At 57.5% G+C, this 26,801-nt stretch carries 19 protein-coding genes and 1 pseudogene; 10 read left to right on the top strand and 10 right to left on the bottom strand.

Annotated elements, in window-relative coordinates:
* Positions 1–281: 281 nt before the first annotated feature.
* The 6 genes from gmhB to BFR47_RS12805 are packed head-to-tail and all read right to left on the bottom strand — an operon-like array spanning position 282 to position 6,812.
* On the bottom strand, positions 282–839 hold the full coding sequence (gmhB, locus tag BFR47_RS12830) for a D-glycero-beta-D-manno-heptose 1,7-bisphosphate 7-phosphatase (RefSeq protein WP_071473441.1): 558 nt from the start codon (positions 837–839) through the stop codon (positions 282–284).
* Positions 840–885: 46 nt separating this feature from the next.
* On the bottom strand, positions 886–1,914 hold the full coding sequence (locus tag BFR47_RS12825) for an ABC transporter ATP-binding protein (protein WP_071473440.1): 1,029 nt from the start codon (positions 1,912–1,914) through the stop codon (positions 886–888).
* Positions 1,915–1,961: 47 nt separating this feature from the next.
* Complete coding sequence (locus BFR47_RS12820) at positions 1,962–2,939, bottom strand: ABC transporter ATP-binding protein (protein WP_071473439.1); 978 nt, start codon at positions 2,937–2,939, stop codon at positions 1,962–1,964.
* Entirely contained in the window at positions 2,939–4,741 is a 1,803-nt protein-coding gene (locus BFR47_RS12815; RefSeq protein WP_071473438.1) for an extracellular solute-binding protein, read from the bottom strand. Before BFR47_RS12815 ends, BFR47_RS12820 begins: the two co-directional genes overlap by 1 nt.
* Positions 4,742–4,753: 12 nt before the next feature.
* The gene (locus BFR47_RS12810) at positions 4,754–5,800 is read right to left on the bottom strand and encodes an ABC transporter permease (RefSeq protein ID WP_071473437.1); all 1,047 of its coding nucleotides are present in this window, start codon (positions 5,798–5,800) and stop codon (positions 4,754–4,756) included.
* The gene (locus tag BFR47_RS12805) at positions 5,793–6,812 is read right to left on the bottom strand and encodes an ABC transporter permease subunit (RefSeq protein WP_071473436.1); all 1,020 of its coding nucleotides are present in this window, start codon (positions 6,810–6,812) and stop codon (positions 5,793–5,795) included. Before BFR47_RS12805 ends, BFR47_RS12810 begins: the two co-directional genes overlap by 8 nt.
* 244 nt (positions 6,813–7,056) lie before the next feature.
* Between BFR47_RS12805 and metN the strand changes: the two genes are divergently transcribed.
* The 4 genes and pseudogenes from metN (at position 7,057) to rfaH (ending at position 10,175) form a co-directional block, all read left to right on the top strand.
* Positions 7,057–8,100, top strand: coding sequence for a methionine ABC transporter ATP-binding protein MetN (gene metN, locus BFR47_RS12800; protein WP_071473435.1), 1,044 nt, complete (start codon positions 7,057–7,059; stop codon positions 8,098–8,100).
* Positions 8,081–8,733, top strand: a pseudogene (locus BFR47_RS12795) (methionine ABC transporter permease). The gene metN and the pseudogene BFR47_RS12795 overlap by 20 nt, the downstream one beginning before the upstream one ends.
* 19 nt (positions 8,734–8,752) lie before the next feature.
* Positions 8,753–9,580 (top strand): methionine ABC transporter substrate-binding lipoprotein MetQ, encoded by an 828-nt coding sequence (metQ, locus tag BFR47_RS12790; RefSeq protein ID WP_071473434.1) that lies wholly within the window; start codon positions 8,753–8,755, stop codon positions 9,578–9,580.
* A gap of 97 nt (positions 9,581–9,677) precedes the next feature.
* Complete coding sequence (gene rfaH / locus BFR47_RS12785; protein WP_071473433.1) at positions 9,678–10,175, top strand: transcription/translation regulatory transformer protein RfaH; 498 nt, start codon at positions 9,678–9,680, stop codon at positions 10,173–10,175.
* Positions 10,176–10,254: 79 nt separating this feature from the next.
* On the opposite strand, the gene BFR47_RS12780 is transcribed toward rfaH, so the two are convergent.
* The 3 genes from BFR47_RS12780 to arcB all read right to left on the bottom strand — a co-directional run bounded on the left by BFR47_RS12780 (position 10,255) and on the right by arcB (position 15,299).
* Positions 10,255–11,475 (bottom strand): inverse autotransporter beta domain-containing protein, encoded by a 1,221-nt coding sequence (locus BFR47_RS12780; RefSeq protein ID WP_071473432.1) that lies wholly within the window; start codon positions 11,473–11,475, stop codon positions 10,255–10,257.
* A gap of 90 nt (positions 11,476–11,565) precedes the next feature.
* The gene (gene dgt / locus BFR47_RS12775; RefSeq protein ID WP_083399133.1) at positions 11,566–12,933 is read right to left on the bottom strand and encodes a dGTPase; all 1,368 of its coding nucleotides are present in this window, start codon (positions 12,931–12,933) and stop codon (positions 11,566–11,568) included.
* The gene (gene arcB, locus BFR47_RS12770) at positions 12,930–15,299 is read right to left on the bottom strand and encodes an aerobic respiration two-component sensor histidine kinase ArcB (protein ID WP_071473431.1); all 2,370 of its coding nucleotides are present in this window, start codon (positions 15,297–15,299) and stop codon (positions 12,930–12,932) included. The genes dgt and arcB overlap by 4 nt, the downstream gene beginning before the upstream one ends.
* Positions 15,300–15,903: 604 nt before the next feature.
* Between arcB and gltB the strand changes: the two genes are divergently transcribed.
* Together gltB and BFR47_RS12760 are read left to right on the top strand one after the other, a co-directional pair.
* Complete coding sequence (gltB, locus tag BFR47_RS12765) at positions 15,904–20,361, top strand: glutamate synthase large subunit (protein ID WP_071473430.1); 4,458 nt, start codon at positions 15,904–15,906, stop codon at positions 20,359–20,361.
* 12 nt (positions 20,362–20,373) lie between these two features.
* Complete coding sequence (locus BFR47_RS12760) at positions 20,374–21,789, top strand: FAD-dependent oxidoreductase (protein WP_071473429.1); 1,416 nt, start codon at positions 20,374–20,376, stop codon at positions 21,787–21,789.
* A gap of 163 nt (positions 21,790–21,952) precedes the next feature.
* Here BFR47_RS12760 and proC read toward each other — a convergent pair whose 3' ends face one another.
* Positions 21,953–22,792: a pyrroline-5-carboxylate reductase gene (gene proC, locus BFR47_RS12755; protein ID WP_071473428.1), complete on the bottom strand. Its 840-nt coding sequence runs from the start codon at positions 22,790–22,792 to the stop codon at positions 21,953–21,955.
* A 337-nt stretch (positions 22,793–23,129) separates the two neighbouring features.
* Here proC and BFR47_RS12750 point away from each other — a divergent pair, with 337 nt between their 5' ends.
* The 4 genes from BFR47_RS12750 to BFR47_RS12740 all read left to right on the top strand — a co-directional run.
* The gene (locus BFR47_RS12750; RefSeq protein ID WP_071473427.1) at positions 23,130–23,978 is read left to right on the top strand and encodes a VOC family protein; all 849 of its coding nucleotides are present in this window, start codon (positions 23,130–23,132) and stop codon (positions 23,976–23,978) included.
* A gap of 624 nt (positions 23,979–24,602) precedes the next feature.
* Entirely contained in the window at positions 24,603–25,856 is a 1,254-nt protein-coding gene (locus BFR47_RS12745) for a dicarboxylate/amino acid:cation symporter (protein WP_245748923.1), read from the top strand.
* Between the two features lie 128 nt (positions 25,857–25,984).
* Entirely contained in the window at positions 25,985–26,176 is a 192-nt protein-coding gene (locus BFR47_RS17565) for a 4-oxalocrotonate tautomerase (protein WP_083399132.1), read from the top strand.
* Positions 26,177–26,291: 115 nt separating this feature from the next.
* Positions 26,292–26,801 (top strand): NAD(P)/FAD-dependent oxidoreductase (locus BFR47_RS12740; RefSeq protein WP_139215183.1); only part of this gene is annotated, 510 nt, incomplete at its 3' end.

Raw genomic sequence — 26,801 nt, 5'->3', positions numbered from 1 at the left:
TTTTTTTGTTTCTCAACTACCTGCGAGTGCCCACACAGTTTGCTTGATATATTGTTAAAGAGCGTTGACCTTGTTTCAGGTCAGGGATGCGTATTCTACGCATTCCGTTTTGTTCGTCAAGCGTTGAAGCAAACTTTGTTTCGTTCGTTTCGAACCCTTGTGACCGTTGGCGTGTTGCCCCGTGTCAGTGAATGCGCATTATAGGGACCGCCCGATTTTGCGCAAGGGCTTTTTTGATAAAAACCTGTCAACTGAACACTAATCACACATGACGCAGAACATTACGCCAGTTCGGCGATATTCTGTGCGAATTCGACCAGTGACGGATAGACCGCTTCGGCCATGGCTTCCCCTTCGGCGGTAATTTCCTTTCCGGTGCGCACCAGAATCTTGTGTCCGACGCCCGCCGCCTCGGCGGCTTTCATGTCCGACACCTTGTCACCGACCATGTAGGAGTCGGCAAGATTGATGTTCAACTCCTTGGCGGCTTCCAAGAACATACCCGGAGCCGGCTTGCGACAGTCGCATTCTTTGGTATCGGAGCCATTGCCGGCCGTAGGATGATGAGGGCAAAAATAGATACCATCGAGATCCACACCCCTGTCCGCCAGGGACCAGTCCATCCACTCGGTCAGGCGAATGAAGTCGTCTTCGCTGAACAGACCACGGGCAATGCCCGACTGGTTGGTGACCACCACCAGCTGATAGCCTTTTTGCTTCAACAGTTTCATGGCGTCAATCACACCATCGATAAAAATAAAATCATCTCTTTTGGACACATAACCGGTGTCCTGGTTGATAACACCATCTCGGTCGAGAAAAATTGCCGCTGTAGTCACTCGTCGTTCCCTATCGTTTAAGGCCCCATGGTTTAAGACGCCATGGTTAAGGCGCAGTTACGATGGGAATAATATCACAGCCCTGATGCGATTGAGGCGACCGTTGCCCAGCGGCGATTTCCTGCTGAAAATGACAAGCGACCCGATGCTTCTCCCCGGTCAGCGGCGGAGCCTCTGTCACACAGATATCGCCCACATAGGGGCAACGGGTCCGAAAATGACAACCAGAAGGAGGATTGGCGGCGGAAGGCGGTTCACCATGCAGCATCATCGGCACCTTGCGGTTGCGAGGATCCGGTTCGGGAATCGCCGTAAGCAGAGCCCGGGTGTAGGGGTGCAACGGGCGGCGGTATAACTCCTCTGCCGGCGCCAGCTCCACGATGCGGCCCAGATACATGACCGCAATATGATCCGAGATATGCTTCACCACCGACAGGTCATGGGCGATAAACAACATCGCCAGTCGATATTCCTGCTGCAGCGACAGCAGCAGGTTCAGTATCTGTGACTGCACCGAGACATCCAGCGCCGACACCGCTTCATCGCAGACCAGCAGCCGTGGCTTGAGCGCCATGGCCCGGGCAATACCGATGCGCTGTCGCTGGCCCCCGGAAAATTCATGAGGATAACGATCCAGCGCCGATGCCGACAAGCCGACTCGCGTCAACAGCTCGGCCGCCCATTGTCTGCGTTCCGTCGCCGTGCCCACACCGTGAATGACAAAGGGTTCCTGCAAAATAGTGCCGACGGTATGGCGCGCATTCAGTGACTCCTGCGGGTCCTGAAATACCATCTGCATCTGTTGTCGCAGGGGGCGCATCCGGGTACGGGAGTAATCGGTGATATCCTGCCCCTCAAACACGATGCGCCCGCCGCTTGGCTCATGCAGTTTAAGCAGGGTGCGGGCGAGCGTTGATTTACCACAGCCGGACTCCCCCACCAGGCCCAGCGTTTTGCCCGCTTCCAGTTCAAAGCTGACCCCGTCGACTGCCTGCAGGATTCTGCCCCGCCGCAGCAGACCACCGCCCAGCGTAAAATGCTGTTGCAACTGCTCCACCTTCAACACCGGGTTCATGGCTGCAGTTTGTGGTGGACTCATGGCTGTTTTTGGCAACTCGCTCATCAACGTAACTCCCGCCAGTGATGACACCAGACATGATGTTCATCACCGGCCAGCTCGACTGCCGGCTGCTGCTGACAGCGTTCGGTCATATAGGGACAGCGGTTGGCAAAACGACAGCCGGCCTGCTGCTCTTCCAGCGATGGCACCTGGCCCCTGATAGTCGGCAATACCGTCTTGCCGGGCTGACTCAGGCGGGGAATCGCCGACAGCAACCCCTTGGTATAAGGATGCACCGGCCGCTCGAACAAGGTGAACACATCGGCCTGCTCGGCACTGCGGCCCGCATACATCACCAGTACCTGATCACACACCTGGGCAACCACTCCCAGATCGTGGGTAATGAAGATCACCGCCATGCCGGTGCGCTGCTGCAATTCGCGAATAAGATGAAGAATCTGCGCCTGAATGGTCACATCCAGCGCCGTGGTTGGCTCGTCGCAAATCAGCAAATCCGGCTCGCAGGCCAGGGCCATGGCAATCATCACCCGCTGACGCATACCACCGGACAGCTGGTGCGGATAGGCTTTCAGCCTCGCCTCTGCTTCCGGTATGCCCACCTGGCGCAGCATCTGTGCTGCGGCCTGTTTTTGCTCTCGCTTGCCGAGCTCGGGCCGGTGCAGTCGATAGACTTCCATCAGCTGGCGACCAATGCTGTGTACCGGATTCAGCGCCGTCATCGGCTCCTGAAAGATCATCGCTATCTTGTTGCCACGCACCCGATAGCGCTGCTGCGCCGTCAGGGTAAGCAGATCCTGGCCCTGAAACAGTGCCCGACCACCGGCTACCTGCCCTGCCGGTCTGGGCAACAGCCCCAGCAGACTCAGCGCCGTGACGCTCTTGCCGCAACCGGACTCCCCGACCAGTCCCAGAGTCTGACCCGGTGCCACCGAAAAACTCACATCATCCACCACCCGAAAACAACCGGCCTCGGTGGTAAAACTGACGGCCAGATTCTCGACTTTCAGCAGCGGCTCCATCAGAGCTCCTTCTGTCGCCAGGTTTCCACCACCTCAAGCACCGGCTCAAAGCTCGGTGTGCCGGCCTTGAGTTCGGCTTTCAACTCCTCGTCGATCCAGAACAGGCCGCCGGTGCTGTGAGGCGCCCCTTCCATCGGCCAGAACAGCGAGGGGGAGTGCCGAGTGCCCCTGGTTTCGGGCAGACGAACGTAGCGCCAGTAGGCTTCGCGGGTATAGGGCACCTGGTAACCGGGGATGAAAATGGCCAGTTCGTGTACCCGGCGCTGGATCTGGCGGGAAATGTCGGCCTTGGCCTCCAGATCCATGGTCACCCGGTATTGCTCTATCAAGGTATCCAGCTGTGCGTCGCTGATGTTGAACAGGTTGTTGGTCTGGGGCTTGTCCGCATTCACCGAGTGGAAAAACTCCCAATACTGGGGATAGAGGCCGCTGCCGCCCCAGCCCAGCCAGGCCGCCTCGTGCTTTTTCTCCAGCATCACCTTGAAGCCGGTGGCGCCGTCCACCAGATTCAGCTGCAGATCCAGCCCCGCCTTGCGGGCTTCTTCCCGCAAAATCGCCAGCCGTGAAGTATGCTCCTGGGTGGTATAGGTCACCGCCAGGCTGAGGCTGTCGCCGGCGGCATTGCGCAGTATGCCGCCGGGCCCCTGCCGGTCATATCCAGCCTCGGCAAACAGCGCCCGCGCCTGCTCGATATCAAACGCCCGGGCACGAATGTCGGTATCGATGAAATCGCCGTAGCCGGTGCCGAAGGTGTTCATCCGTTCATAGTCGCCGCGCAATATGGTATCGAGCATGCGCTGCATATTGATGGCATGAGCGATACCCTGACGCACCCGCACATCCTGCAATCTCGGATGGGCGGTGTTGAGGTGAAAGCCCTGAGCCCCGTGCGGAATATCGTTATAAAACCAGATGCGGTTGATCAGCCCCTTGAGATACTCGGGGCTATCGGTCTTGTCGTGCCACCACTCCGGCAGGATCAGCCCGAAGGTATCGATGTCGCCGCGCAGAAAATGCCGATAGGCGATATTCAGATCGCGCACCACATTCAGCCGGATTTCGTCCACGTTGAACCGGTGCCGGTAATAAGTAAGGTCATTGCCCCACCAGTCATCCAACCGGGTAAAGGTGATGGAGCGGCCCCGTTTTACCTCGCCGATCACATAGGCCCCGGTCACCGGAGCCAGCGCCCAGTTGTAGCGCCGCACCCAGTCATCGGTCAGTTCATAGAAATGCCTGGGCTGGGGAGTCAATCCCACCGTGTTCAACAGCTCGCGCCGGCTCTTGGGGCTGCCGGCGGTGACCGAAATGGTGTGATCGTCGTATCGGGTGATATCGACGATTTCCTCGGTGTAATAGTTGTTGTACCAGGGCGCCCGGATCACCTCGGAACGCATCATCTCCAGTGCGAACAGAAAATCGTCGGCGGTAACCGGTTTGCCATCGGACCAGCGCGCCGCCGGATTGAGTTTGAAATACATGGTTTTGTGGTCATCACCGAAGGCCCAGTGAGTCGCCAGCGCCGGTATCGGCCGCTCGGTCTCGGGATGCAAGGCATAGAGACCGAGCTGGTTTTCCAGAATAAAGGAGCGAAACGCGGTGTTGGAGTCCGGCCCCACGGTGCGGAAGGTCAGCGGAAAGCTCTGCAGGCTGCTGTTGAAAATCCCGCCCCGCTTGGCTTCGGGTGAGGCGAATATCGGATCCTCGTTATTGGTCAGCCATTCCAGATCGGCCGGCAACTCGGCGGCGCTCACACCCACGGCCAGCAGCCAGGCACTCAGTATCATTATCAGTTTTTTCATCGCATTCCCTGCCTATTCATAACGAGAGAAATGTTTGGGGTCGAAAGCTTCACGAATCGCCTCGCCGATAAAAGACACGGTGATCAACACCAGCGACACCGCCGTCACCACCGAGGCCACAATCCAGGGTGCATCCAGATGATTGACGCCCTGGCGCAACAGCTCACCCCAGCTGGGCGTCGGTGGCGGCAAACCGAAACCGAGGTAATCCAGCGCCGTCAGCAACGATATGTTGGCCACCACGGTAAAGGGCGCCAGCGTCACTATCATCACCAGGGTATTGGGCAGAATATGATGCACGATAATGCGCCACAGCCCGGCCCCCTGCGCCCGGGCCGCCAGCACGTAATCCCGCACCTTCTCCCTGTAGGTCAGGGTACGCATGTACCAGGTGATGCCCATCCAGCCGAAGAGCACGTTGATGCCCACGAACAACATAAAATTCGGCTGGGTCAGGGACACCAGTATCATGATCACATACAGAAACGGCACCTGGGACCAGATCTCGATAAAACGCTGAAACAACAGATCGAACCGGCCACCGACGAAGCCCATCAGGCATCCCAGCAGGACCCCGATGGCATAACTGGCGGTCAGCGCAATGAAGGCAAACCCCACGGCGGTACGAAAACCGTATACCAGCCGGGCCAGAATATCCCGGCCCGAACTGTCGGTTCCGAGGTAGTGTCCTTGCTCCAGACTGGGTGCATTGGGTGGAAAGCTGCCACTGCTGTAGTCCTGCTCGTAGGGACTCCAGGGCACCGGTGGCAACAATACCCAGTTGCCGGCCTGTGTGGCCAGCACCGACTTCAGTTCCCGGTAGTTGGTTTCATACTGATAGCCGAGCCCGAAGGTATCGCCGGTGATCTCGGCACCATAGGTGGGAAAATAGAGCTGGCCCTCATACTTGACCAGCAGTGCCCGGTTGCTGGCCCACAGTTCGGCCGTCAGGGCCAGCAGCACCATCAGCATGAACAGGCAGAAGGCATAATAGCCGCGGCGAATGCTGCGAAAGCGACGCAGCTTCTTGTGGGTAATATCGGAGAAAAACCTAGCCATCGAAACGCACCCTGGGATCCACCATCGCCACACAGATATCCGACAGTATATTGCCCACCAGCATCATCAGCGACGTCACCGCCAGTATTCCCATCACCACCGGATAATCCCGCTCCACCACCGCCTCGTAGCCGAGCAGCCCCAGACCGTCGATATTGAAGATCACTTCAATCAGAAAGGAGCCGGCAAAAAATACCGAAATCACGTTGCCGAAATGGCTGGCAATGGGGATCAGGCTGTTGCGCAGCGCATGGCCGGTTACCGCCTTCCGGAACGGCAGCCCCTTGGCCACGGCGGTGCGCACATAATCCGCCGACAGGTTTTCCATCAGGCTGTTTTTCATGGTCATGGTCAAGACTGCAAAGTCGCCGATGGCATAGGCGATAAGCGGTAACAGGGCATGGTGAAACAGGTTGAAGGTCTTGGCCCAGAACCCCTCCAGGTAGTAGAAGTCGTCGCCGACGAAGCCGCCCATCGGAAACCAGCCAAGCTGAAAGGAGAATACCGTAAGCAGGAAAATGCCCACCACATAGGCCGGCAGGGCATAGCCGGCATAAATCAGCATGGAACTGATGCTGTCGAAGCGACTGTTGTGTTTCAGCGCCTTGAGGATGCCCAGGGGAATGGACACCAGGTAGCTGAGCAGGAAGGTACAGATGCCAAAGAAGGCAGAGATCGGCAGCCGTTCCTTGATCAGCTCCCACACCGGCAGGTAATAACGGGTCGACTCGCCCAGATCCAGCCGAACCAGTTTGCCCAGCCAGTCGCGATAGGCTTCAAACACCGGTTTATCGAGACCATAGAAGGCTTTCAGCTCGTCAATCTGCTCGGCCGACAGCACCTGACTGCCCCGGGTGCTCTGACTGAATTCGCTGCTTTGCAGCTGGCTTTCCATCAGCATGCGCTCCACCGGCCCGCCCGGCACGAATCGGGTGATGGCAAATACCACCAGGGTGATGCCCAGAAAGGTGGGTAACAGCAGCAATAACCGACGCAGAAAATACTGACCCATGGTTTTCCCTTAAGTTCGTTCCCTGAACACGGCCCGGCCGAGTCTTGTCTTCACCCTATCTCATGAACCGGCGAGTAAGCAAGAAAGATACCGACCCCGCTATCGATGCTCACAGGGGAAATTTACATTGACTTGGACGTCCAGACGGCCTAGCATCCGCTGCTATTAGTCACGCTTGCATGACTTGTCTCTACACTCATCAGTTATTGCAGTGAATAACCATACCGGAAAGGCTCATCCTCCGATGATCAAGCTAACCAATATCAGTAAACGCTACGGTGAAGGCGACACCGCCGTCCACGCCGTCAAGAATATCGATCTGGAGGTTGCCGCCGGCCAGATCATGGGCGTCATCGGTGAATCCGGTGCCGGCAAAAGCACCCTGATCCGTTGCGTCAACATGCTGGAGCGCCCCACCGAAGGTGGCGTCTTCGTCGACGGTCAGGACCTGACCCAGCTCAGCAACGGTGAGCTGCCCCGCGCCCGTCGAAATATCGGCATGATTTTCCAGCATTTCAATCTGCTGGCTTCTCGTACCGTGTTCGCCAATATCGCCCTGCCGCTGGAGCTGGCAGGCATGGACAAGGCCGCCATCAAACAGCGCGTGAACGAACTGCTGGAGCTGGTGGGGCTGGCTCATCGTGCCAATGCCTACCCGAAAGAACTCTCCGGCGGTCAGAAACAACGAGTGGCCATCGCCCGCGCCCTGGCGCCCAACCCCAAGGTACTGTTGTGTGACGAGGCCACCTCGGCGCTGGATCCGCAAACCACCCAGTCCATCCTCAGCCTGCTGAAAGACATCAATCGCACTCTGGGCCTGACCATACTGCTGATCACCCACGAGATGCATGTGGTCAAGAGTATCTGTGACCGGGTCGCCATTATCAATAACGGCGAGTTGATAGAACAGGGCGATGTCGCCTGGTTCTTCGCCAACGCCAAAACCGAACTGGCGCGCCGCTTCATTTCCTCCACCATTAACCTGGACATTCCGGAGGAATATCAGCAGCGATTGTCGGCCGAGCCGGAAACCGGCGCCCTGCCACTGGTACGGCTCGGCTTTACCGGCGAAACCGTGGACACCCCGCTGATTTCCATTCTAAGCCGGGAGCTCGGGGTCGACGTGACCATTCTCAGCGCCGATATCGAATATGCGGGCGGGGTCAAATTCGGCTTCATGCTGGCCGAGCTGGACGGAAAACCGGAACAGACTCAGGCCGCACAGACTTATCTTCAGAACCATAAAATTCAGGTGGAGTTACTCGGTTATGTCCGACGCCATGATTAATCTGCTGTTATCCGCCCTGTGGGAAACCCTGATCATGACCTTCGGCTCGGGCGCCATCGCCTGTGCCTGGGTATTCCGCTGGGGATAGCGCTGCACGTCAGCAAGCCCGGTCAGATCTGGGAGAGCAAATCCTTCAACAAGGTACTGGGCACCGTGGTCAATATCGGCCGCTCCATTCCCTTTATCATCCTGCTGGTGGCCATTATTCCCTTCACCCGGATGGTGGTCGGCACCAGTATCGGCACCGTGGCCGCCGTGGTGCCCCTGACCGTGGCCGCCATCCCCTTCGTGGCGCGGTTGATGGAAGGCGCCCTGATGGAGATCCCGGCGGGACTGGTGGAAGCGGCTCAGGCCATGGGCGCCCGCCGTCTGCAAATCGTGATGAAGGTATTGCTGCCCGAGGCCCTGCCCGGCATGCTCAATGGCATTATCATCACCCTGGTGACGCTGGTGAACTATTCCGCCATGGCCGGTGCCATCGGGGGCGGCGGCCTGGGCGATGTGGGAATTCGTTACGGTTATCAGCGCTTCGACCCTCAAATCATGCTGATCACCGTGGTGATGCTGGTAGTACTGGTACAAATTATCCAAAGCGCCGGCGAACGTCTGGTGACTTATGTGGATCATCGTTGATTTAAAAAGGAGTTACCTGATGAAATTAGGTTTTAAAGCTTTTGCGACCCTGGGTGTACTGACCTCTGCGCTGGCGCTGGCCGGCTGTGGTGAACAAGCCAAGGACACCGCCGAAGAAGTGGCCGCCAAGCCGCTGCGTCTGGGCGTGATTGCCGGTGCCGAAGAGCAGGTGGCAGAAGTGGCCGTCAAGGTGGCCAAAGCACAATACAACCTGGATGTAGAGCTGGTGTCATTCAGCGACTACGTAACGCCCAACGTGGCCCTGAACGATGGCAGCCTGGATATCAATGCCTTCCAGCACCTGCCCTATCTCGACAAGCAGATTGCCGATCGTGGTTACGAGCTGGTGCCGGTAGGCAATACCTTTGTCTATCCCATCGCCGCCTACTCCAAGGTGATCAAATCACTGGATGAGCTGGAAAACGGTGCCAAGGTCGCGGTGCCGAACGACCCGACCAACCTGGGCCGCACCCTGCTGCTGCTGGAACAACAGGGCCTGATCGAGGTCGATGATGCGGTTGGCCTGGAGGCCACCACCCTGAACATCACCGCCAACCCGAAAGAACTGCAAATCATCGAACTGGAAGCGCCGCAGCTGCCCCGCTCGCTGGATGACGTGGCCTTTGCGGTGATCAACACCACCTACGCCTCGCAAATCGATCTGCTGCCCGGCCGGGACAGCCTGTTCGTGGAAGACAAGGAATCTCCTTACGTGAATCTGATTGTCGCCCGCAAAGACAACCAGGACGACGAGCGGATCCAGACCTTCGTCAAGGCCTATCAGAGCGAGGAGGTCTATCAGGCTGCCCTGGACCTGTTCAAGGGCGGCGTGGTCAAAGGCTGGTAAAACCTGTTCACTACCTGTTCAAGGTCACGGCTTGCCGTGGCCTTTTTTGTTGCGGCTGTCATAATGATGGATACCCATCGTGAGCCAGGATGTTTATATGCAAAAGTGGTATCTGGCCCATTGCCGGCCACGGGAAGAAGAGCGAGCGCTGCAGAACCTGAACAATCAGGATATCGAGGCGTTCTATCCCTATGCCGAGGTCAAAAAACTCTATCGTCGCAAACTGGTGACCAGAACCGAGGCCTTGTTTCCCGGCTATATCTTCGTGCGTGCCGACCTCACCAAAACCAGCTCCGTCACCATCGGCTCCACCCGTGGCGTGCGCAACCTGGTGCGCTTTGGCTGCGGCCCCTGCGAGGTGCCCGCCGAGCTGGTCTATGATCTGATGTGCCACTGCGACAGCGACGAGCTCAGGGAGCGACTCAGTGATATGCCCCGTTGTGGTGACAAGGTCCGCATCGCAGAAGGCCCCTTCGCCGGGCTGGAGGCCATTTATCAGGAGGCCGACGGCGAAACCCGCGCCATCCTGCTGCTGACGCTGCTGCAGAAGGAAACCAGAACCAGCTTCGCCAACGACGAATTCACCCGGCTTTAAAACACGGAGGTGTGAGGTGCCCAACGCCGAACCTTCAGGCATGGGGTTTACTCCTCACTCCTTACCCCTCACGATTTCATTACCGGTGTTCCAGTACCATCACCTTGTGATGTTGCAGCGGGTGATATCGGTCATAGCGTGGCTTTTCCATCAGACTTTTCCACCACTGGCCCGGCGCCATCCCCAGCGGCAGGTCCACCCCCAGCCGGAATCTGGACTCGAATTTATCCTTGCTGTTACTCAACAGCGAACTCTGCACGCGAAAAATCCGCCAGGGCGAGTAATTGAGCGACCACTGGCGGGACAAGGCCGCCTTGTATTTATCCCCGCTGCCATACAGGCTGAGCTGCCGCCCCTGCCACTGGTAATAGCGCCCCGAGACGCTCAGACCCGGTACAGCCCCCAGCCGACCCTCGCCGAACCAGATCCGTCCGGACGCCGGACGTTCCCGCCTGCCTGCTTGCGGTTGCCAGCCGGACAGGGACCGGTATTGCCCGGCCCCCAGGGTCCAGTCACTGTGATTCAAAAACAGCAGTAGCCCCCCACGGCGATGATCCCAGGAAGCCTGATAATCCAGTACCGGTTCGGCATGGCCGCTGATCGCCTCGGTCAACGGCTGTTCGAAATGCAGCCCGGCCTGATAGGTCCAACGCTCGTCCCGGTAATCCACGCCCAGCTCACCCTGCCAGAAAGACGTGACCGGCAACGCCATGCGACTGCTGAGTTCGGGCTCCTTATCGAACAGTGGCAGCTGATAATCCCAGTTCCACTGCTCGGGGTTAAGCCAGGGCAGCTCGCTTAACTGCTGCGACCCAAACAACAGGGTGTCATCGGCCAGGGAGCTGCCCTGCTGCTCCACAAATTGATCCAGCTGGTCGGTGGCCGCCGCCCTGGCCGCGGAGGCAATGGTCAACAGTACCCGGTCGGTTTTGGGTGCCAGCGCCGGATCGGGAGGACCCAGCCGAGGTAATTCACCGGAAACCCGGATCGCTCCCGGCAGACTGGTCCGGGGGAGCTCCGCCGCAGGACGGATAGCCGGCCGGGGCGCGGTGTTGTCGGCGATGAACGAGGAGGATAAAGGGGGATGGTCCGGCACCCAGATCCAGTCGCCGGCCACCAGCGGTGTCATGAAACGTTCTTGATTGAATTTCAGTCGCAACTCGTGTTCGGTCAGCTGAAAACGCGCCGCCAGTGAACGCCAGCTTTCACCGGGCAACACCTCGTGCATCACCATCAGGGGACCCGAGGCGTGCAACAAGGCACTGAAACAGAGCGAAATCAGCAATGTGATGTAACGCATGTGCAAATGGCTCCAGATAAGCCTTGCCAAGGCGCTGCTTGCTTGTCGCGAAAGGAAGCAAGAACAAAGACCCTGGCTTGCAGCGGGATCTCAACCCTGATAACCACACAACAGGCGATACTCTTCCAGAACATAAGTGTCCGTCATGCCACTGACAAAATCCAGCAGCAGCCGAACCCGGAAGTACCACTCCCGCTCCTGTGCATTCTCGAAGAACGCGGCGCTGCGACTGTCGCGCCGGTAAGCGGCCAGATGGCGCGGTGGCAAACGATGATAGAGCCGCCGCAAGACCAGTCCATTGGCATCCTGCCGGCTTTCGAGGCTGGTGAATTCCTGCTCCGACAGCGCCAGCAGGGGGGCAAAGGCTTCCAGTACGCCTTTGAGTGCGGCAAACCCCGACAGCTCCAGCGCCTCCACTTCACGACGGTTGAATACCCGCCGATGGGCAAAGGCTTTCAGCCACTGCAGGGCCTGGGCCGGTGCCTGTTCCACCGCCAGCAGGGCCGCATCATGACTGCCATCCAGAATGGCCGCATGATGAAGCAGATACTGTTCGCCGACCAGGGTGAGCAAGTCTTCATTGATGCTCTGGCGAAAACGGCTGAAAAAGCCGGGCTCGGACACCCTTGACTGCTGCCAGCGGGTCTGAAGATATTCATTGGCTTCGCCCAGCAGAGCCAGCTCCAGCTCCGCCAGGCTCAACACGCCCCGGTCGACGGCATCTTCCAGATCCGCCACCCCGTAGGCCATATCGTCGGCCGCCTCCATCAGAAAGGTCAGTGGATAACGGCCGCGGGTGGTAATGGGAAAACGCGCCCGGATCTGCTGTACCAGAGGACGCTCGCTGAAAAAATGCCCCGGCTTCTGCTGCCAGCGCCCATCCGTCCTGCGCTGATAGGCCCCGCGCACATACTTCTGCAGCGCCGCCAGCTGACTCAAGGTCAGGTTAAGATCCTGCAGGCTGTGCAGCAGCCGCAGGCTCTGGGCGTTACCTTCGAATTGCTGCAGGTCTGCCATCAGCATCGGCCACTGGCGGGAACCCTTGCCAACCGCCTTCCGGAACAGCGATGGCAGCCGGGTGCCGAGCCAGTCGATCATCACCACCTCGCCAAAATGGCCGAACGGCGGATTGCCGACATCGTGCAGCAAACAGGCCATCTCCACCAGGCTGACGAAGGCCTCCTTGTCGACCTCATCCCCGAGACCGGGCAACACCCTCAACGCCAGCTGGCGGCCGGTTTCCTTTACCTCCAGCGAATGGGTCAGCCGACTGCGCACCGAGGCCTTGACGTCGAGCGGAAACACCTGGGTTTTTTGCTGCAGCCGTCGTACCGGCGAACATTGCACGATGCGGCAGCGATCCGCCTCTATCGCGGCCAGCGGTGTGTCCGGTTCCGCCTCGGACTCGGGCCGGGGCAGCCATCGCTCCCCCAGGATCAGCGCCTGATAGTCGCTCATAGCCGCCGCTCCAGCCACCGGCGCAGTGTCGCCAGATCGCCGGGCAGGCACTGATTCAACTCACTCACCCAGCCCTCCAGCTGTTGCCACCACTCGGGCAGCTCCGGACTCTGGATCTGCTGCGCCAGCTGCTGTACCCGCTTCAGTCCGACCGAGCCGGCCGCTCCCTTGATTTTGTGGGCTTCATCGACGATGCCGTCCTGATCCCTGGCTGACACAAAGTCATTGAGTTTGCTCAGGTAGTCACCGGCCATGCTGTCCAGCAGATCGACGCTGGACAGCAGAATGGCCGCCCCCACCGTATCCACATAGTCGGTCAGGAACACCGTATCCAGCAGCTGCTGTTCATCGATATCGGTGACGGTCTCGGTGCTGGTCCCGGTATCGATAACGGGCTCGACCCGTTCTTTCCGTTCCTGCAGCGCAGGCCGATGGGCAAAGAACCGCGCCAGCACGCCCTTGATGGCCTTGGAAGACAGCGGCTTGCTGATGGCATCATCCATGCCCTTGGCCAGATAGCGCTGCTTGTCGCTGATCACATTGGCGGTCAATGCCACCAGCGGAGGCAGCGTCTGCTGCTTCTCCCGGGCCTCTTCCCGTAGCCGGGCCGCGATATCGAAGCCGGTCATGTCCGGCAGCTGGATATCGAGGAACACCAGGTCGAAGCTCTGCTGCGCCAGCCAGGCGAAGGCTTCGCCCCCATCCCGGGCCACGGTCACCTTGTGACCCAGCTTTTCCAGCAGGGCACAAGCCACGGTGACATTGAGCTCCACATCTTCGACCAGCAGCACCGACAGCGGGGGCAGGTGCGCCACCACGGGATCGTCCACCGGTGCCTGAGCTCTGGGTACCCGTATGGTCATGCTGAAACAGGAGCCTTCTCCGGGCTCGCTGTCCAGCTCTATGGTGCCGTGCATGGCATCCACCAGTTGCTGAGACACCGCCAGACCGATGCCGGTACCGGTGGCGTGCTTGTTACCCTCGATCTGGAAGTAGAGCGCGAATATCTTCTGCTGCAGCTCGGGCGGTATGCCGATGCCGGTATCTTCGATATCGAAGCGCAGGGTAATTTCGCCCGGGGTCAGCTCGTCGGCCATGCAGCGAATGGTGACGCCACCGTCATCGGTAAATTTGACGGCGTTGCCCACCAGGTTCCACAACACCTGCCGCAGCCGGGTGCCATCGGCCAGTATCCAGTCGGGGATGTCTCCATCCCGGTCGAAATGCAGATAGAGCCCCTTCTGTTCGGCCTGCAGCCGGGCCAGACTTTCCAGATCATCCAGAAACCCGGGCAGATCCATCGGCTCCGGAGCCAGCTCCAGTCGACTGCGATCGACCTTGTCCAGATCGATGATATCGTTGAAGATATTGCCCAGGGTCACGGCACTGAAGTGGATGGTTCTGAGGTGCTGTCGCTGTTCCTGATCCAGCTTGGTGGCCAGCAGAATACGACTCAGGCCGACGATGCCATTCAGCGGCGTGCGCAGCTCATGGCTGATGGTGGAAATGAAGGTCGTCTTGTCGCGGCTGGCTTTTTCCAGCTCCTCCTGATAACGCTTGCGCTCGGTAATGTCCCGCCCAAAGCCCAGCAGCCCCAGGCGCTTGCCGTTGCGATCAAAAAACGGCACCTTGCGCAGCTCGAAGCAGGCCCGCCGGCCATCCGGATACTGCAGCCATTGCTCGTAAGTCTGGCTTTCGTTGCGGGCAAACACTTCCCGGTCGGTTTCCACCACCTTCTCGGCCACATCTTCCGGATACACATCGAAGGGGGTCAGGCCAATCAGCTCTTTTTCCTCGCGGCCAAGCAGATTTTCCATGGCTCTGTTACAGCCGGAGAACTCTTCCAGCTCGTTGCGGTAGTACACCAGATCCGGCGAGGTATCGATAAAGGAACGCAGCAGGGCGGAACGCTCCTGAGATTCCATCTGTGCCTTTTCCCGCTGGTAGACTTCCGCTTCCAGATCTTCGATGGCCTGCTGACGAGCCGTCTCGGCCCTGTGGGTTTCCTCTATCTGACGATTGAGCAGCTGTATTTTTTCCTGCAACTCGTTGTTGAGCTCCAGATCCCGCTCCCGCATCTGTTGCAGCCGCTGCACCAGCCGGCTGAGTCGTTGCCGGGAGTTTTCCTGCTGGTCCACCACCACGGAAAGAAAATAGACCGCCCAAGGCGTGACCAACAACCCGAAGAAAATGGATCTCAGCAGATCGATGGACTCAACCGCCCCCCTCAGAAACAGCGTCACTCCCACCTGAATGAAGATAGCCAGCAAAATGATACAAGCCGCCAGCAGCATGCTGAAACGCACTATGCCCAGCTTGGTCATCAGATCTACATAGTATTGGGCCCATGTTTTTATGGGTTTCATCGATTATTCCTGTCCACAACAGCATAAAAGCAGGATACCGGCTTAGTCGCGGGCTGTCATGCCGATGATGGGATGACGCTACCCGCTTTAAACAGACGCATGCGAAACCGATCAATTCGCAAGTAACTTTATGCCAAGCAGGACGTTTTTCATTGAAATGCGCCCCAGGAATGAAATATTATGCGAAAAGAATGAATTTATAATCCAATAATACTAAAGGCATTTCTCAAAAACTGCCGTTCTGCCTGTTTTGAAGACAGAAAAAAAAACGGGATCCACATCAAAATTCATTACCATAATGTAGTAAAAAAACAACATAAAACATTTAACTTTATATTATCTCGTCACAATAAAATAAACAGCATAACAAACTGACAAACAAAAAGATGGAGAGATTTATAACCAAACAACTGGGTTTTCCATTGGGATATCCTACTTCACCCTATAACAAACAACGATTTATAGCGTTACTGCTTTAATTGACCTCACAAAAAAATCTCTATATTTTGGTAAATTAGCCACCAATGGCAATGGACGCTTCAGAGCATGTCGTGCTGACAAAAGTAGTCGCTCGGCCTAATGGCTTGAGCAATGGAGGAATGCAATGTCTCTTTATGACCCCACGCTTGAGAAAGATAACTGTGGTTTCGGCCTGATCGCCCATGTAGAAGGTGAAGCCAGCCACAAGCTTGTCCGACTCGCAATTTCGGCGTTGGATCGCATGCAACATCGCGGCGGCATCGCCGCCGACGGCAAGACCGGCGACGGTTGCGGTCTGTTAATGCAAAAACCCGACAGTTTCTTCCGCGCCGTGGCGGAAGACAAGGGATGGAACCTGGGTCGCAAGTATGCCGTCGGCATGATGTTCCTGAATCCGGACCCGGTACTGGCCGAACAGTGCCGTCAGATAGTCAACGAAGAACTGGAAAAAGAAACCCTGAGTCTGGTCGGCTGGCGCGATGTGCCGGTGAATACCCAGGTACTGGGCGATATCGCCAAGGCCTCACTGCCTCGCATCGAGCAGGTATTCATCAATGCCCCCACCGGCTGGGTCGCCAAAGATATTGAACGCCGCCTTTATATAGTGCGCCGTCGTATCGAAAAGCGCATCAGTGACGAGTTCTTCTATGTGGTCAGCCTGTCCAACCTGGTGATGACCTACAAGGGCCTGTGCATGCCCGCCGATCTGCCGCGATTCTATCTGGATCTGGCAGACATCCGCATGCAGTCGGCCATCTGCGTATTCCACCAGCGCTTCTCGACCAATACTCAGCCGCGCTGGCCACTGGCACAGCCGTTCCGCTTCCTGGCTCACAACGGTGAAATCAACACCATCGGCGGTAACCGCCGCTGGGCCCAGGCCCGCGCCTACAAATTCGGTTCGCCGCTGCTGCCGGATCTGAAAGACGCCGCCCCCTACGTCAACACCGACGGTTCCGACTCCTCCAGCCTCGACAACATGCTGGAGCTGTTCCTGGCCGGTGGTATGGACCTGTTCCGTGCCATGCGCATGCTGATCCCGCCCGCCTGGCAGAAGAACCCGGCGATGGATGAGGATCTGCGTGCCTTCTATGACTTCAACTCCATGCACATGGAGCCCTGGGATGGCCCCGCCGGTATCGTGATGTCCGATGGCCGCTTCGCGGCCTGTGCCCTGGACCGTAACGGTCTGCGTCCGGCACGCTTCGTGCGCACCAAGGACGGCTTTATCACCCTGGCTTCCGAAATCGGTATCTGGGACTACACCCCGGACGAAGTACTCGAAAAAGGCCGGGTCGGACCGGGCGAGCTGTTCGTGGTCGACACCGCCAACGGCAAGATCTGGACCAGCTTTGAAATCGATGACGATCTCAAGTGTCGCCACCCCTACAAGGAGTGGATGACCAAGCACAAGCGCCGTCTGACCCGCTTCGAAGACCTGCCAGACGATCAGGCCGGCCAGTGCGAACTGGACGTCAACTCCCTGCGCACCTATCAGAAGCTGTTCGGCTACTCGATGGAAGAGCTGGATCAGGTGATCCGGGTAATGGGCGAAAATGGCCAGGAAGCCGTCGGCTCCATGGGTGACGATGCTCCCATGGCGGTGCTGTCCAGCAAGTCTCGCTCCGTGTATGACTACTTCCGTCAGATGTTCGCCCAGGTGACCAACCCGCCCATCGATCCGCTGCGGGAAAATCACGTCATGTCGCTGGCCACCCTGATCGGCCGCGAGCAGAACGTCTTCAACGAGACCCATGGTCACGCCCACCGGGTTCAGTTTGAATCACCGATTCTGCTGTACTCCGACTTTCATCAGCTGATGAGTCTGGAGCAGACCCACCACAAGAATACCGTACTGGATCTGAATTTTTCGCCGGAAGAAGGCCTGCAGGCCGCCATAGAGCGCCTGTGTGCAGAGGCCAAGACGGCGGTAGAGACCGATACCGTGCTGCTGGTGCTGACCGATCGTCACATCAGCAAGGACAAGTTGCCGATCCCGGCCGCCATGGCCGCCGGTGCCATCCAGCGCACCCTGGTCGAAAACGATCTGCGCTGCGACTCCAACATTATTGTCGAAACCGCCAGCACCCGCGACCCGCACCAGTTTGCCGTCCTGCTCGGCTTCGGTGTGACCGCTATCTATCCCTACCTGGCCTATGAAACGCTGGGCCGCATGGTAGAAGACGGCGTGCTCAAGATGCCCCTGCGCGAGGCGCTGCTCAACTTCCGCAACAGCATCAACAAGGGCCTGTACAAGGTCATGTCCAAGATGGGCATCAGCACCATCGCCTCTTACCGCTGTTCTCAGTTGTTCGAAGCCATCGGTCTGCATCAGGACGTGATCGATCTGTGCTTCAAGGGCGTATCCAGCCGGGTGCAGGGTGCCTCTTTCGAGGACTTCCAGCAGGACCTGTTCAACCTGAGCCGGGTGGCCTGGATTGCCCGCAAGCCCCTCAACCAGGGTGGCCTGCTCAAGTATGTGCACGACGGCGAATACCACAGCTACAACCCGGATGTGGTCACCAGCCTGCAGACCGCTGTCCGCTCCGGTAATTACCAGGACTATCAGGTTTATTCCAAACTGGTCAACGAACGCCCGGTCGCCATGCTGCGTGATCTGCTTGCCCTGAAACCGGGCGGCCAGAGCATTCCGCTGGAACAGGTCGAGCCCGCGCAGGAGCTGTTCCCTCGCTTCGACAGCGCCGCCATGTCCATCGGCGCCCTGGGCCCAGAGGCTCACGAGGCACTGGCCATCGCCATGAACCGCCTCGGCGGCAAGAGCAACTCCGGCGAAGGCGGTGAAGATGCGCTTCGTTTCAACAGCCTGAAAAACTCCAAGATCAAGCAGGTGGCCTCAGGTCGTTTCGGCGTGACCCCGCACTACCTGATGAACGCCGAGGTCATCCAGATCAAGGTGGCTCAGGGCGCCAAGCCCGGTGAGGGTGGCCAGCTGCCCGGTCACAAGGTGACGGCAGAAATCGCCAAGCTGCGTTATGCGGTACCGGGCGTCACCTTGATCTCGCCGCCGCCGCACCACGATATCTACTCCATCGAGGATCTGGCCCAGCTGATTTTCGATATCAAGCAGATCAACCCGAGCTGTCTGGTGTCGGTCAAGCTGGTGTCCGAGCCCGGCGTCGGCACCATCGCCACTGGCGTGGCCAAGGCCTATGCAGATCTGATCACCGTCTCCGGTTACGATGGCGGCACCGGCGCCAGCCCGCTGTCTTCGGTCAAGTACGCCGGCTCCCCCTGGGAACTGGGTCTGGCCGAAACCCAGCAGGCACTGGTGGCCAACGGCCTGCGTCACAAGGTAAGGCTGCAGGTGGACGGCGGTCTCAAGACCGGCCTGGACATCGTCAAGGCCGCCATTCTGGGCGCCGAGAGCTTTGGTTTCGGTACCGGCCCCATGGTCGCTCTGGGCTGCAAGTACCTGCGTATCTGTCACCTGAACAACTGCGCCACCGGCGTGGCCACCCAGGACGAGAAGCTGCGCAAGGAACACTTCCTCGGTCTGCCCGAAATGGTAGAGAACTATTTCAGGTTCATCGCCGAAGAAACCCGCGAGCTGATGGCCCAACTGGGCGTGACCCAGCTGACCGATCTGATCGGCCGCACCGATCTGCTGGAAGTACTGCCGGGCCTGACCGCCAAGCAGCAGAAACTGGATCTGTCCGGCATCATTGCCAAGCCCGAGCCCAAGCCGGGTCTGGGCGTGTTCTGTCAGCAAGGCAACCCCAACTTCGACAAGGGTCTGCTCAACCTGAAGATCACCGAAGATGCCCTGAGCGCGGTCGAAACCAGCAGCGGCGGTGACTTCTATTACAGCATTCGCAATACCGACCGTTCGGTGGGTGCGCGTCTGTCCGGCGAAATCGCCCGACGTCACGGCAACCAGGGCATGGCGGCGGATCCGATCCGCATCCATCTGGACGGCACCGCCGGCCAGAGCTTCGGGGTCTGGAACGCGGGCGGTCTGGAAATGATCCTGACCGGTGACGCCAATGACTATGTGGGCAAGGGCATGACCGGCGGCAAGCTGGTGATCAAGTCCCACATCGGCGTGGCCTTCTCCTCGCACGAGGCAACCCTGGTCGGTAACACCTGCCTGTACGGTGCCACCGGTGGCTACCTGTACGTGGCCGGCCGTGCCGGTGAGCGGTTCGCGGTGCGCAACTCGGGCACCATCGCCGTAGTGGAAGGGCTGGGTGACAACGGCTGTGAATACATGACCAGTGGTATCGTCACCGTACTGGGACGCACCGGCGTCAACTTCGCCGCCGGCATGACCGGAGGCTTTGCCTATGTGCTGGATGAAGACGATGACTTCGAACTCAAGACCAACCACGAACTGGTCGAGTTGCTGGGGCTGGACGAACTGGTGATCCATCAGGAACACCTGCGCGGTATCATCACGCAACATCTGCAGGAAACCGGCAGTAACCGGGCACAGGAAATTCTGGCCAATTTCGACCAGTATCTGCCCAAATTCAAGCTGGTCAAACCCAAATCCAGTGATGTGAAATCCCTGTTGGGCCACCAGAGCCGCTCCACCGCAGAGCTGCGGGTCCATGCGCAGTAAAGGAAGATTGTGATGAGTCAGAACGTATTTCAGTTTATAGACGTACAACGTGTCGATCCGCCCAAGAAGGCGATCGGCACCCGTAAAATCGAGTTCGTGGAGATCTACGAACCCTTTTCCGACAGCCAGGCACAGATGCAGGCCGACCGCTGCCTGGACTGCGGCAACCCTTACTGCGAATGGAAGTGTCCGGTACACAACTACATCCCCAACTGGCTGAAACTGGCCAACGAGGGGCGCATCTTCGAGGCGGCGGACCTGTGTCACCAGACCAACAGCCTGCCCGAAGTCTGCGGCCGGGTTTGCCCACAGGACAGACTGTGCGAAGGTTCCTGTACCCTCAACGACGAGTTTGGTGCCGTCACCATCGGCAACATCGAGAAATACATCACCGACAAGGCGTTCGAGATGGGCTGGCGCCCAGACATGTCCAAGGTGGTGAAAACCGACCGCAAGGTCGCCATCATCGGCGCCGGCCCCGCCGGTCTGGCCTGTGCCGACGTGCTAGCGCGTAACGGCGTGACCCCGGTGGTATTTGATCGCTACCCGGAAATCGGCGGCCTGCTGACCTTCGGCATTCCCTCCTTCAAACTGGAGAAAACGGTGATGAGCCGTCGCCGGGAAATCTTCACCGAAATGGGTGTGGAATTCCGGCTGAACACCGAAGTGGGCAAGGACGTCGGCTTCCAGACCCTGCTCGATGACTACGATGCGGTGTTCCTGGCAGTGGGAACTTACAAGTATCTGCGCGGCGGCCTGACCAACGAAGACGCCGAAGGTGTCTACGACGCCCTGCCGTTCCTGATCTCCAACGCCAACCGGGTGCTGGGTTTCGAGAAACAGGCGTCCGACTACATCGACATGGCCGGCAAGAAAGTGGTGGTGCTGGGTGGTGGTGATACCGCCATGGACTGTGTGCGCACCTCCATTCGCCAGAATGCCGAACATGTGGTCTGCGCCTATCGTCGGGACGAGGCCAACATGCCCGGCTCTCGCCGCGAGGTGCAGAACGCCCGGGAAGAAGGGGTGAATTTCATGTTCAACCTGCAACCCACCGGCGTGCAAACCGATGCCAGCGGCAAGGTCACCGGCGTCGAAGTGGTCACCACCCAGCTGGGCGAGCCCGATGCCAACGGTCGTCGTCGTCCGGAGCCGGTCTCCGGCTCGGAGCAGGTGCTGCCCGCCGACGTGGTGATCATGGCGTTCGGCTTCCAGCCCCATGACCAACCCTGGCTGAAGGAATACGGTATCGAAGCCGATCAGTGGGGCCGTATCATCGCCCCCGAGCAGTCTGACTTCGCCTTCCAGACCACCAATGCCAAGATCTTCGCCGGCGGAGACGCCGTACGCGGCTCCGACCTGGTGGTCACCGCCATCGCCGAAGGCCGCAAGGCCGCCGAAGGCATCATGGACTACATCGGAGTCTAAGCTCGCTTCACTCCGCTGCAAAGGCCGCTCATAGAGCGGCCTTTTTCATTGGTCCACACATCGGGGCAAGACAGAAAACCGACTCTGTGAAGGAAAAACGCCAGCAACAGGGTGGATCCAGGGCCGCAGGTCATACCCCGTTAACCTGCCTGGACATTCAGGGTCAGCAAACAGCCAGTTCGCGACTGCGCGTCGCGGCGGCATCGATCGCCGAGCACAACAATCTGGTCAGTGCCTGATCACCCATCAACACATTCAACGCGGCCTCTGTCGTTCCTTTCGGGCTGGTCACCTCTTTTCTTAGCTCGGACACATCCCGGGTGCCCGCTTCGACCAGGCGAGCCGCACCGACGACGGTCCCTATTGCCAGCTCTCTTGCCAGTGCCTTCGGCAAGCCGACTTCTTCCGCCGCCGCGATCATGCTTTCAACAAAATGAAACAGGTATGCCGGCCCACTACCACTCACTGCTGTAACACCATGCATTTGTTCCTCATTTTCCACCCAATAGAATTCGCCGAGGGAGATAAACAAGGCTTCACACGCGTGACGTTTCGATATCGAAACACGCGCATTCGGATAGCCGACCATAACACCTCTACTGATAAGTGCGGGTGTATTGGGCATGACCCTGACGATCCCATGATCTCCCGGCGCAAGCCTGGAGAGCGAGTCACTGGATATGCCGGCAGCAATGGATATCAGCAGGGAATCCGAGCCGAGAAAGGCGCGGTACACTGGTAAAGCCTCGGAAATCACCTGAGGCTTGGTAGCAAGGAGTACAAAATCGAAAATCGAGCCCGCTGGAATCTCTTCAATGCCGGTATACCCGACAATGCCCAGAGACTCCACAAAGCCAGCCACCGCCTCGGGATTCCGGTCAATGAGATGTATCTGTCCGGGATTCACGCCTTGCCGCAGCCAACCATGGACAATTGCGCCCCCCATGCGCCCACCACCGACAACGAGAATACTCTGGGACAGGTCAATTACTGTGTTTTCCATCACTAAACGCCTCACGATCTGCAAACCGAATTACGGGTGTAAATAACTGCCATATCTGCTCCAAGCCTGCCTCAGACACCGGACGTTACCCATGCCACTCTGCCTGTATAGGTTGAGGCCTTGATGTAGCGGACAGACCAGAAGATACAACAAGAACACACCGGGATATACTTTTAACAACAATTAGTATACTATAATACCACTTTATACCATTTCAGTGCAGCCCTCGCTCGACTGCCTGTCAATTGCTCTAGGCAGGCGATTTCGGAATGAAGAGATACGACAGAGAGCCGACCATTCATGGATCAGACAAACCAAAGTAAAGTGAGGAGATGATATGACGGCAAAAGTAGGAAGAGTCGACCACCCGGTAGTCGCGGTACATGATCTGCAGCAAACCCGCACCCAATATCAGAAACTCGGTTTTATCGTACCGCCAAGCGGAAAGCATCAGGAATGGGGCACCGAAAACCTGTGCATCATGTTCCCGGACGACTACCTGGAAATCAGGGGCATTGGCGATCCCCGCAAGTTTCTCGCCGGCGTCGATACCTTCCTCGAAAAGGGCGAAGGACTCTACAGCGTCGCGTTCAATGCCAGGTCTGCCGATGAAAGCTATCAGGCCGGTATTGCTTCCGGCCTGGACATAAAGCCACCAAAGCATCTCAACCGCAAGCTGGTACTGGAAGATCGCACCCTCGACCTTCATTTCAGAACCGTGATGCTGGATCACAGTCTTTACCCTGGTCTGACCCATGCCAACCTGTGTGAACACCTGACCGCAGACACACTTCGACAGCCCGGCTGGCTGGATCATCCCAACGGGGTCCAGGCCTTTGGCCGCCTGGTTGGCGTCGTCAGTGATTTTGACGCGGCCGAGTCCGCCTATATCCGCTTGCTCGGCGCAGGAAACGTACAACGGGATGGTAAGCACATCTGGCTGAATTTCGGCGAAGGGGCTGATGTAGAGCTGATTTCCGCCAGTGAGGCAGAACTACGCGGCGATGCCCAGCCCGAACGTGGCGAGGCCTACCTGGCATCGGCCACCTTGCTGGTCAGGGATGTAACTGTTTCTCGGCAGGTTCTGACTTCGAACGGAATCCGTTTCGAGACGCTCGAAGATGGAAATATTCGCGTCAACCCTGCCGACGCCTGCGGTGCTCACCTGTATTTCAAACAGGCGTAGCGGCTGTTATCAGGGAATAGCTGTCAATAACCGATATGAACATCACACCATTCTCGATAGGGATTAGGGTTCAATAAGCAGCCTAGGCAAGCCAGGGACGGCGATATGGCGAGAGCACTTTCAGCCATGCCATGTGATGATCTGTGGGGCAGACCCCTTTGCCCCGGATTACCATGGCATCGCCTGTTGACATTGACCGCAGTCAACCCCCTGCTACGAGAAAAGGTCTCTCGCCACCAAGATACGCCAGCGTAGTTGCCCTTGATGTATAGCTGGTCACGTGAGGGCCGTCATGTACCAATCCAGCCACATCCACCGCTAGCTGTTGGTGGAAAATCAGCAAGCTTCAAGAGCAGTCTCATCCTGCGGATAGTTGATAAAAATAAAAACACTTATAAATCAGACAACTACAGATACTGGCATATATCAAATCAACAAATAGTATACCATTTGTTGATTTGATAGCTCTAACTGGGTTATCGTCAAGTAATGGGGAGGTTACCCTCCCCTGCCTGCAGCAAAGGAAACACGGAGGTAAGCTGGAGCAGCCGCTAAAAAGCTGCCGAGTTCGTTCTCTACTCCTCCTGTTGCACATCAATTACGCATATATAAGGAGATATGGCGGTGAATCACACAAATGCTTTATCAGGTAGCCTTTGGCAACGAATTCCTCTGTGGCAGAAAATCTTTGCCGGTCTTGCATCCGGAGTGCTGACTGGCATGCTATTGGGCGAAGAGGCCAGCATGTTCAAACCATTAGGCGACATATTCATCAATGCGATTATGATGGTAATGGTGCCGCTGGTGTTTTCTTCTCTTGTGGTCGGTATTACCGCCATTCGCGATCCTCAGAAAATGGGCCGTATCGGTATAAAAACCGTCAGCTTATATCTGTTGACCACAGCCTTTGCTGTTTCTATCGGTTTGTTACTGGCCACGGTTCTGCGCCCCGGGGCTGGTCTTGAACTCAGCTTTGATACCCCGGTCAATCCGGCTGTAGCACCGGGCCTGATTGAGCTCCTGGTCGGTCTTGTACCGCGCAACCCCATCGAAGCGTTTGCCAGCGGAAAAACGCTGCAAATCATCGTGTTCGCCGTCGGCCTGGGTATTTCTCTTTCCTTGATTGGTGAAAAAGGCCAGCCGGTGGTACGTGTCTTCGACAGTTTTGCAGAAGGAATGTACAAGCTCACGGGTATCATCATGGCATTTGCCCCCTTTGGGGTATTTGGACTCATCGCCCATGTATCGGGCCAATATGGTCCTGAGGTACTGCTGCCACTGGTCAAGCTGATTGGTGTCACCTATCTGGGCTGCATCCTTCATGTCGTGATCGTCTATGCTGGCTTGCTCCGGGTCTTGGGCAAGCTCAGCCCATTACGCTACCTGCAAGGCAGCCTTGATGCGCTGGTCGTCGGTTACTCGACCGCATCCTCGACTGCCACCCTGCCGGTTTCGCTTCGTTGCGCCAGAAAAAACCTCGGTGTGTCGGAAGGGGTTGCCGACTTTGTTCTACCGGTTGGTGCGACGATTAATATGGATGGCACCGCGCTTTATCAGGGGGTGGTGGTACTTTTTATCGCTCAGTTACTTGGTGTCGACCTTAGCCTGATGGACTACGGGCTCATCGTTGTTACCGCGACCCTGGCCTCAATTGGTACGGCTGCCGTGCCGGGCTCCGGACTGATCATGCTTTCCATCATCATGGCTCAGGTTGGTCTGCCTTTGGAAGCCATTGCCGTCGTTGCAGGTATAGACAGAATTCTTGATATGGCGAGAACCAGCGTCAATATTGCCGGAGACCTGATGGTGACGGTGCTGGTTGGCAAGAGTGAAGGAGAACTGAACGATAAGATCTTCAACTCCCCAAGCAAAAGCTGAAATCGTACCCTAAAACCAGAACATGAATATCCTGAGCTCGAGTCACTAACCACAAGGGTGCCGGGGCATCACCTCCGGCATCATGTATTTCCGATAACAGCGGTTATCTAACCTAAGGGAAAATATCTATGCCTATCGTACGTGTTGAACTTTGTCCTGGCCGCACCCAGGAGCAGAAAGCCCGGTTTGTCTCTGAAGTAACCCGATTAACAGAACAAACGTTAAACTGTCCTTACGAATCCATTGATGTCATTTTTACCGAAGTAGCAGCCAGTGACTGGGCTCATAGTGGACGTTTTTATTCATCACCAAACGAATAGAAAATACCTGATTGAAAAACGGCCTGTATCCGTTTATTCAATCATTTTATCTAATGATAATGTTTCCACATGATTCCTGTGGCATATATTTGGATTCTGCTGAGGCTTTACCCTAATGACCATCCATTCCGGCACATCACTATTAGGTGAATCATTGAGTTTGCCCGACTCCCTTTGGGCGGATACAGCTATACCTGCTCCGCCAATAAAGTCAATATCCGGCAATGAAACGGCAGATGTATTGATTATTGGCGCCGGCTTTACCGGGCTTTCTGCAGCCATTCACCTGAGCGAAGCGGGCCTGTCCTGCATGGTGCTGGATGCGGCTGAACCCGGCTGGGGAGCATCGGGCAGGAATAATGGCCAGGTCATTGCCGGCCTGAAACAGGATCCCTATATTATCGAACGACTTTACCCGGGAGAGCTGGGTCACAGGTTTGTCCAGTTCGGTGACCAGGCACCATCCGACGTCTTCAACCTTATCAAACAATATGATATTGACTGCGCTGCCAGCAACAAGGGCTGGATTCAGCCGGCCTTTAGCAAGAATGGCATAGGCGCAGTCCATGCCCGCTGTGAAGCCTGGCAGCAACGAGGGGTCGATGCCCGGCTGCTGGAAGGTGAC

Source organism: Oceanisphaera psychrotolerans (assembly GCF_001870485.1).
GTDB lineage: Bacteria > Pseudomonadota > Gammaproteobacteria > Enterobacterales > Aeromonadaceae > Oceanimonas > Oceanimonas psychrotolerans.
The sequence above is the reverse complement of the archived record's forward strand: the minus strand, read 5'-3'. Positions and strand labels throughout refer to the sequence as shown.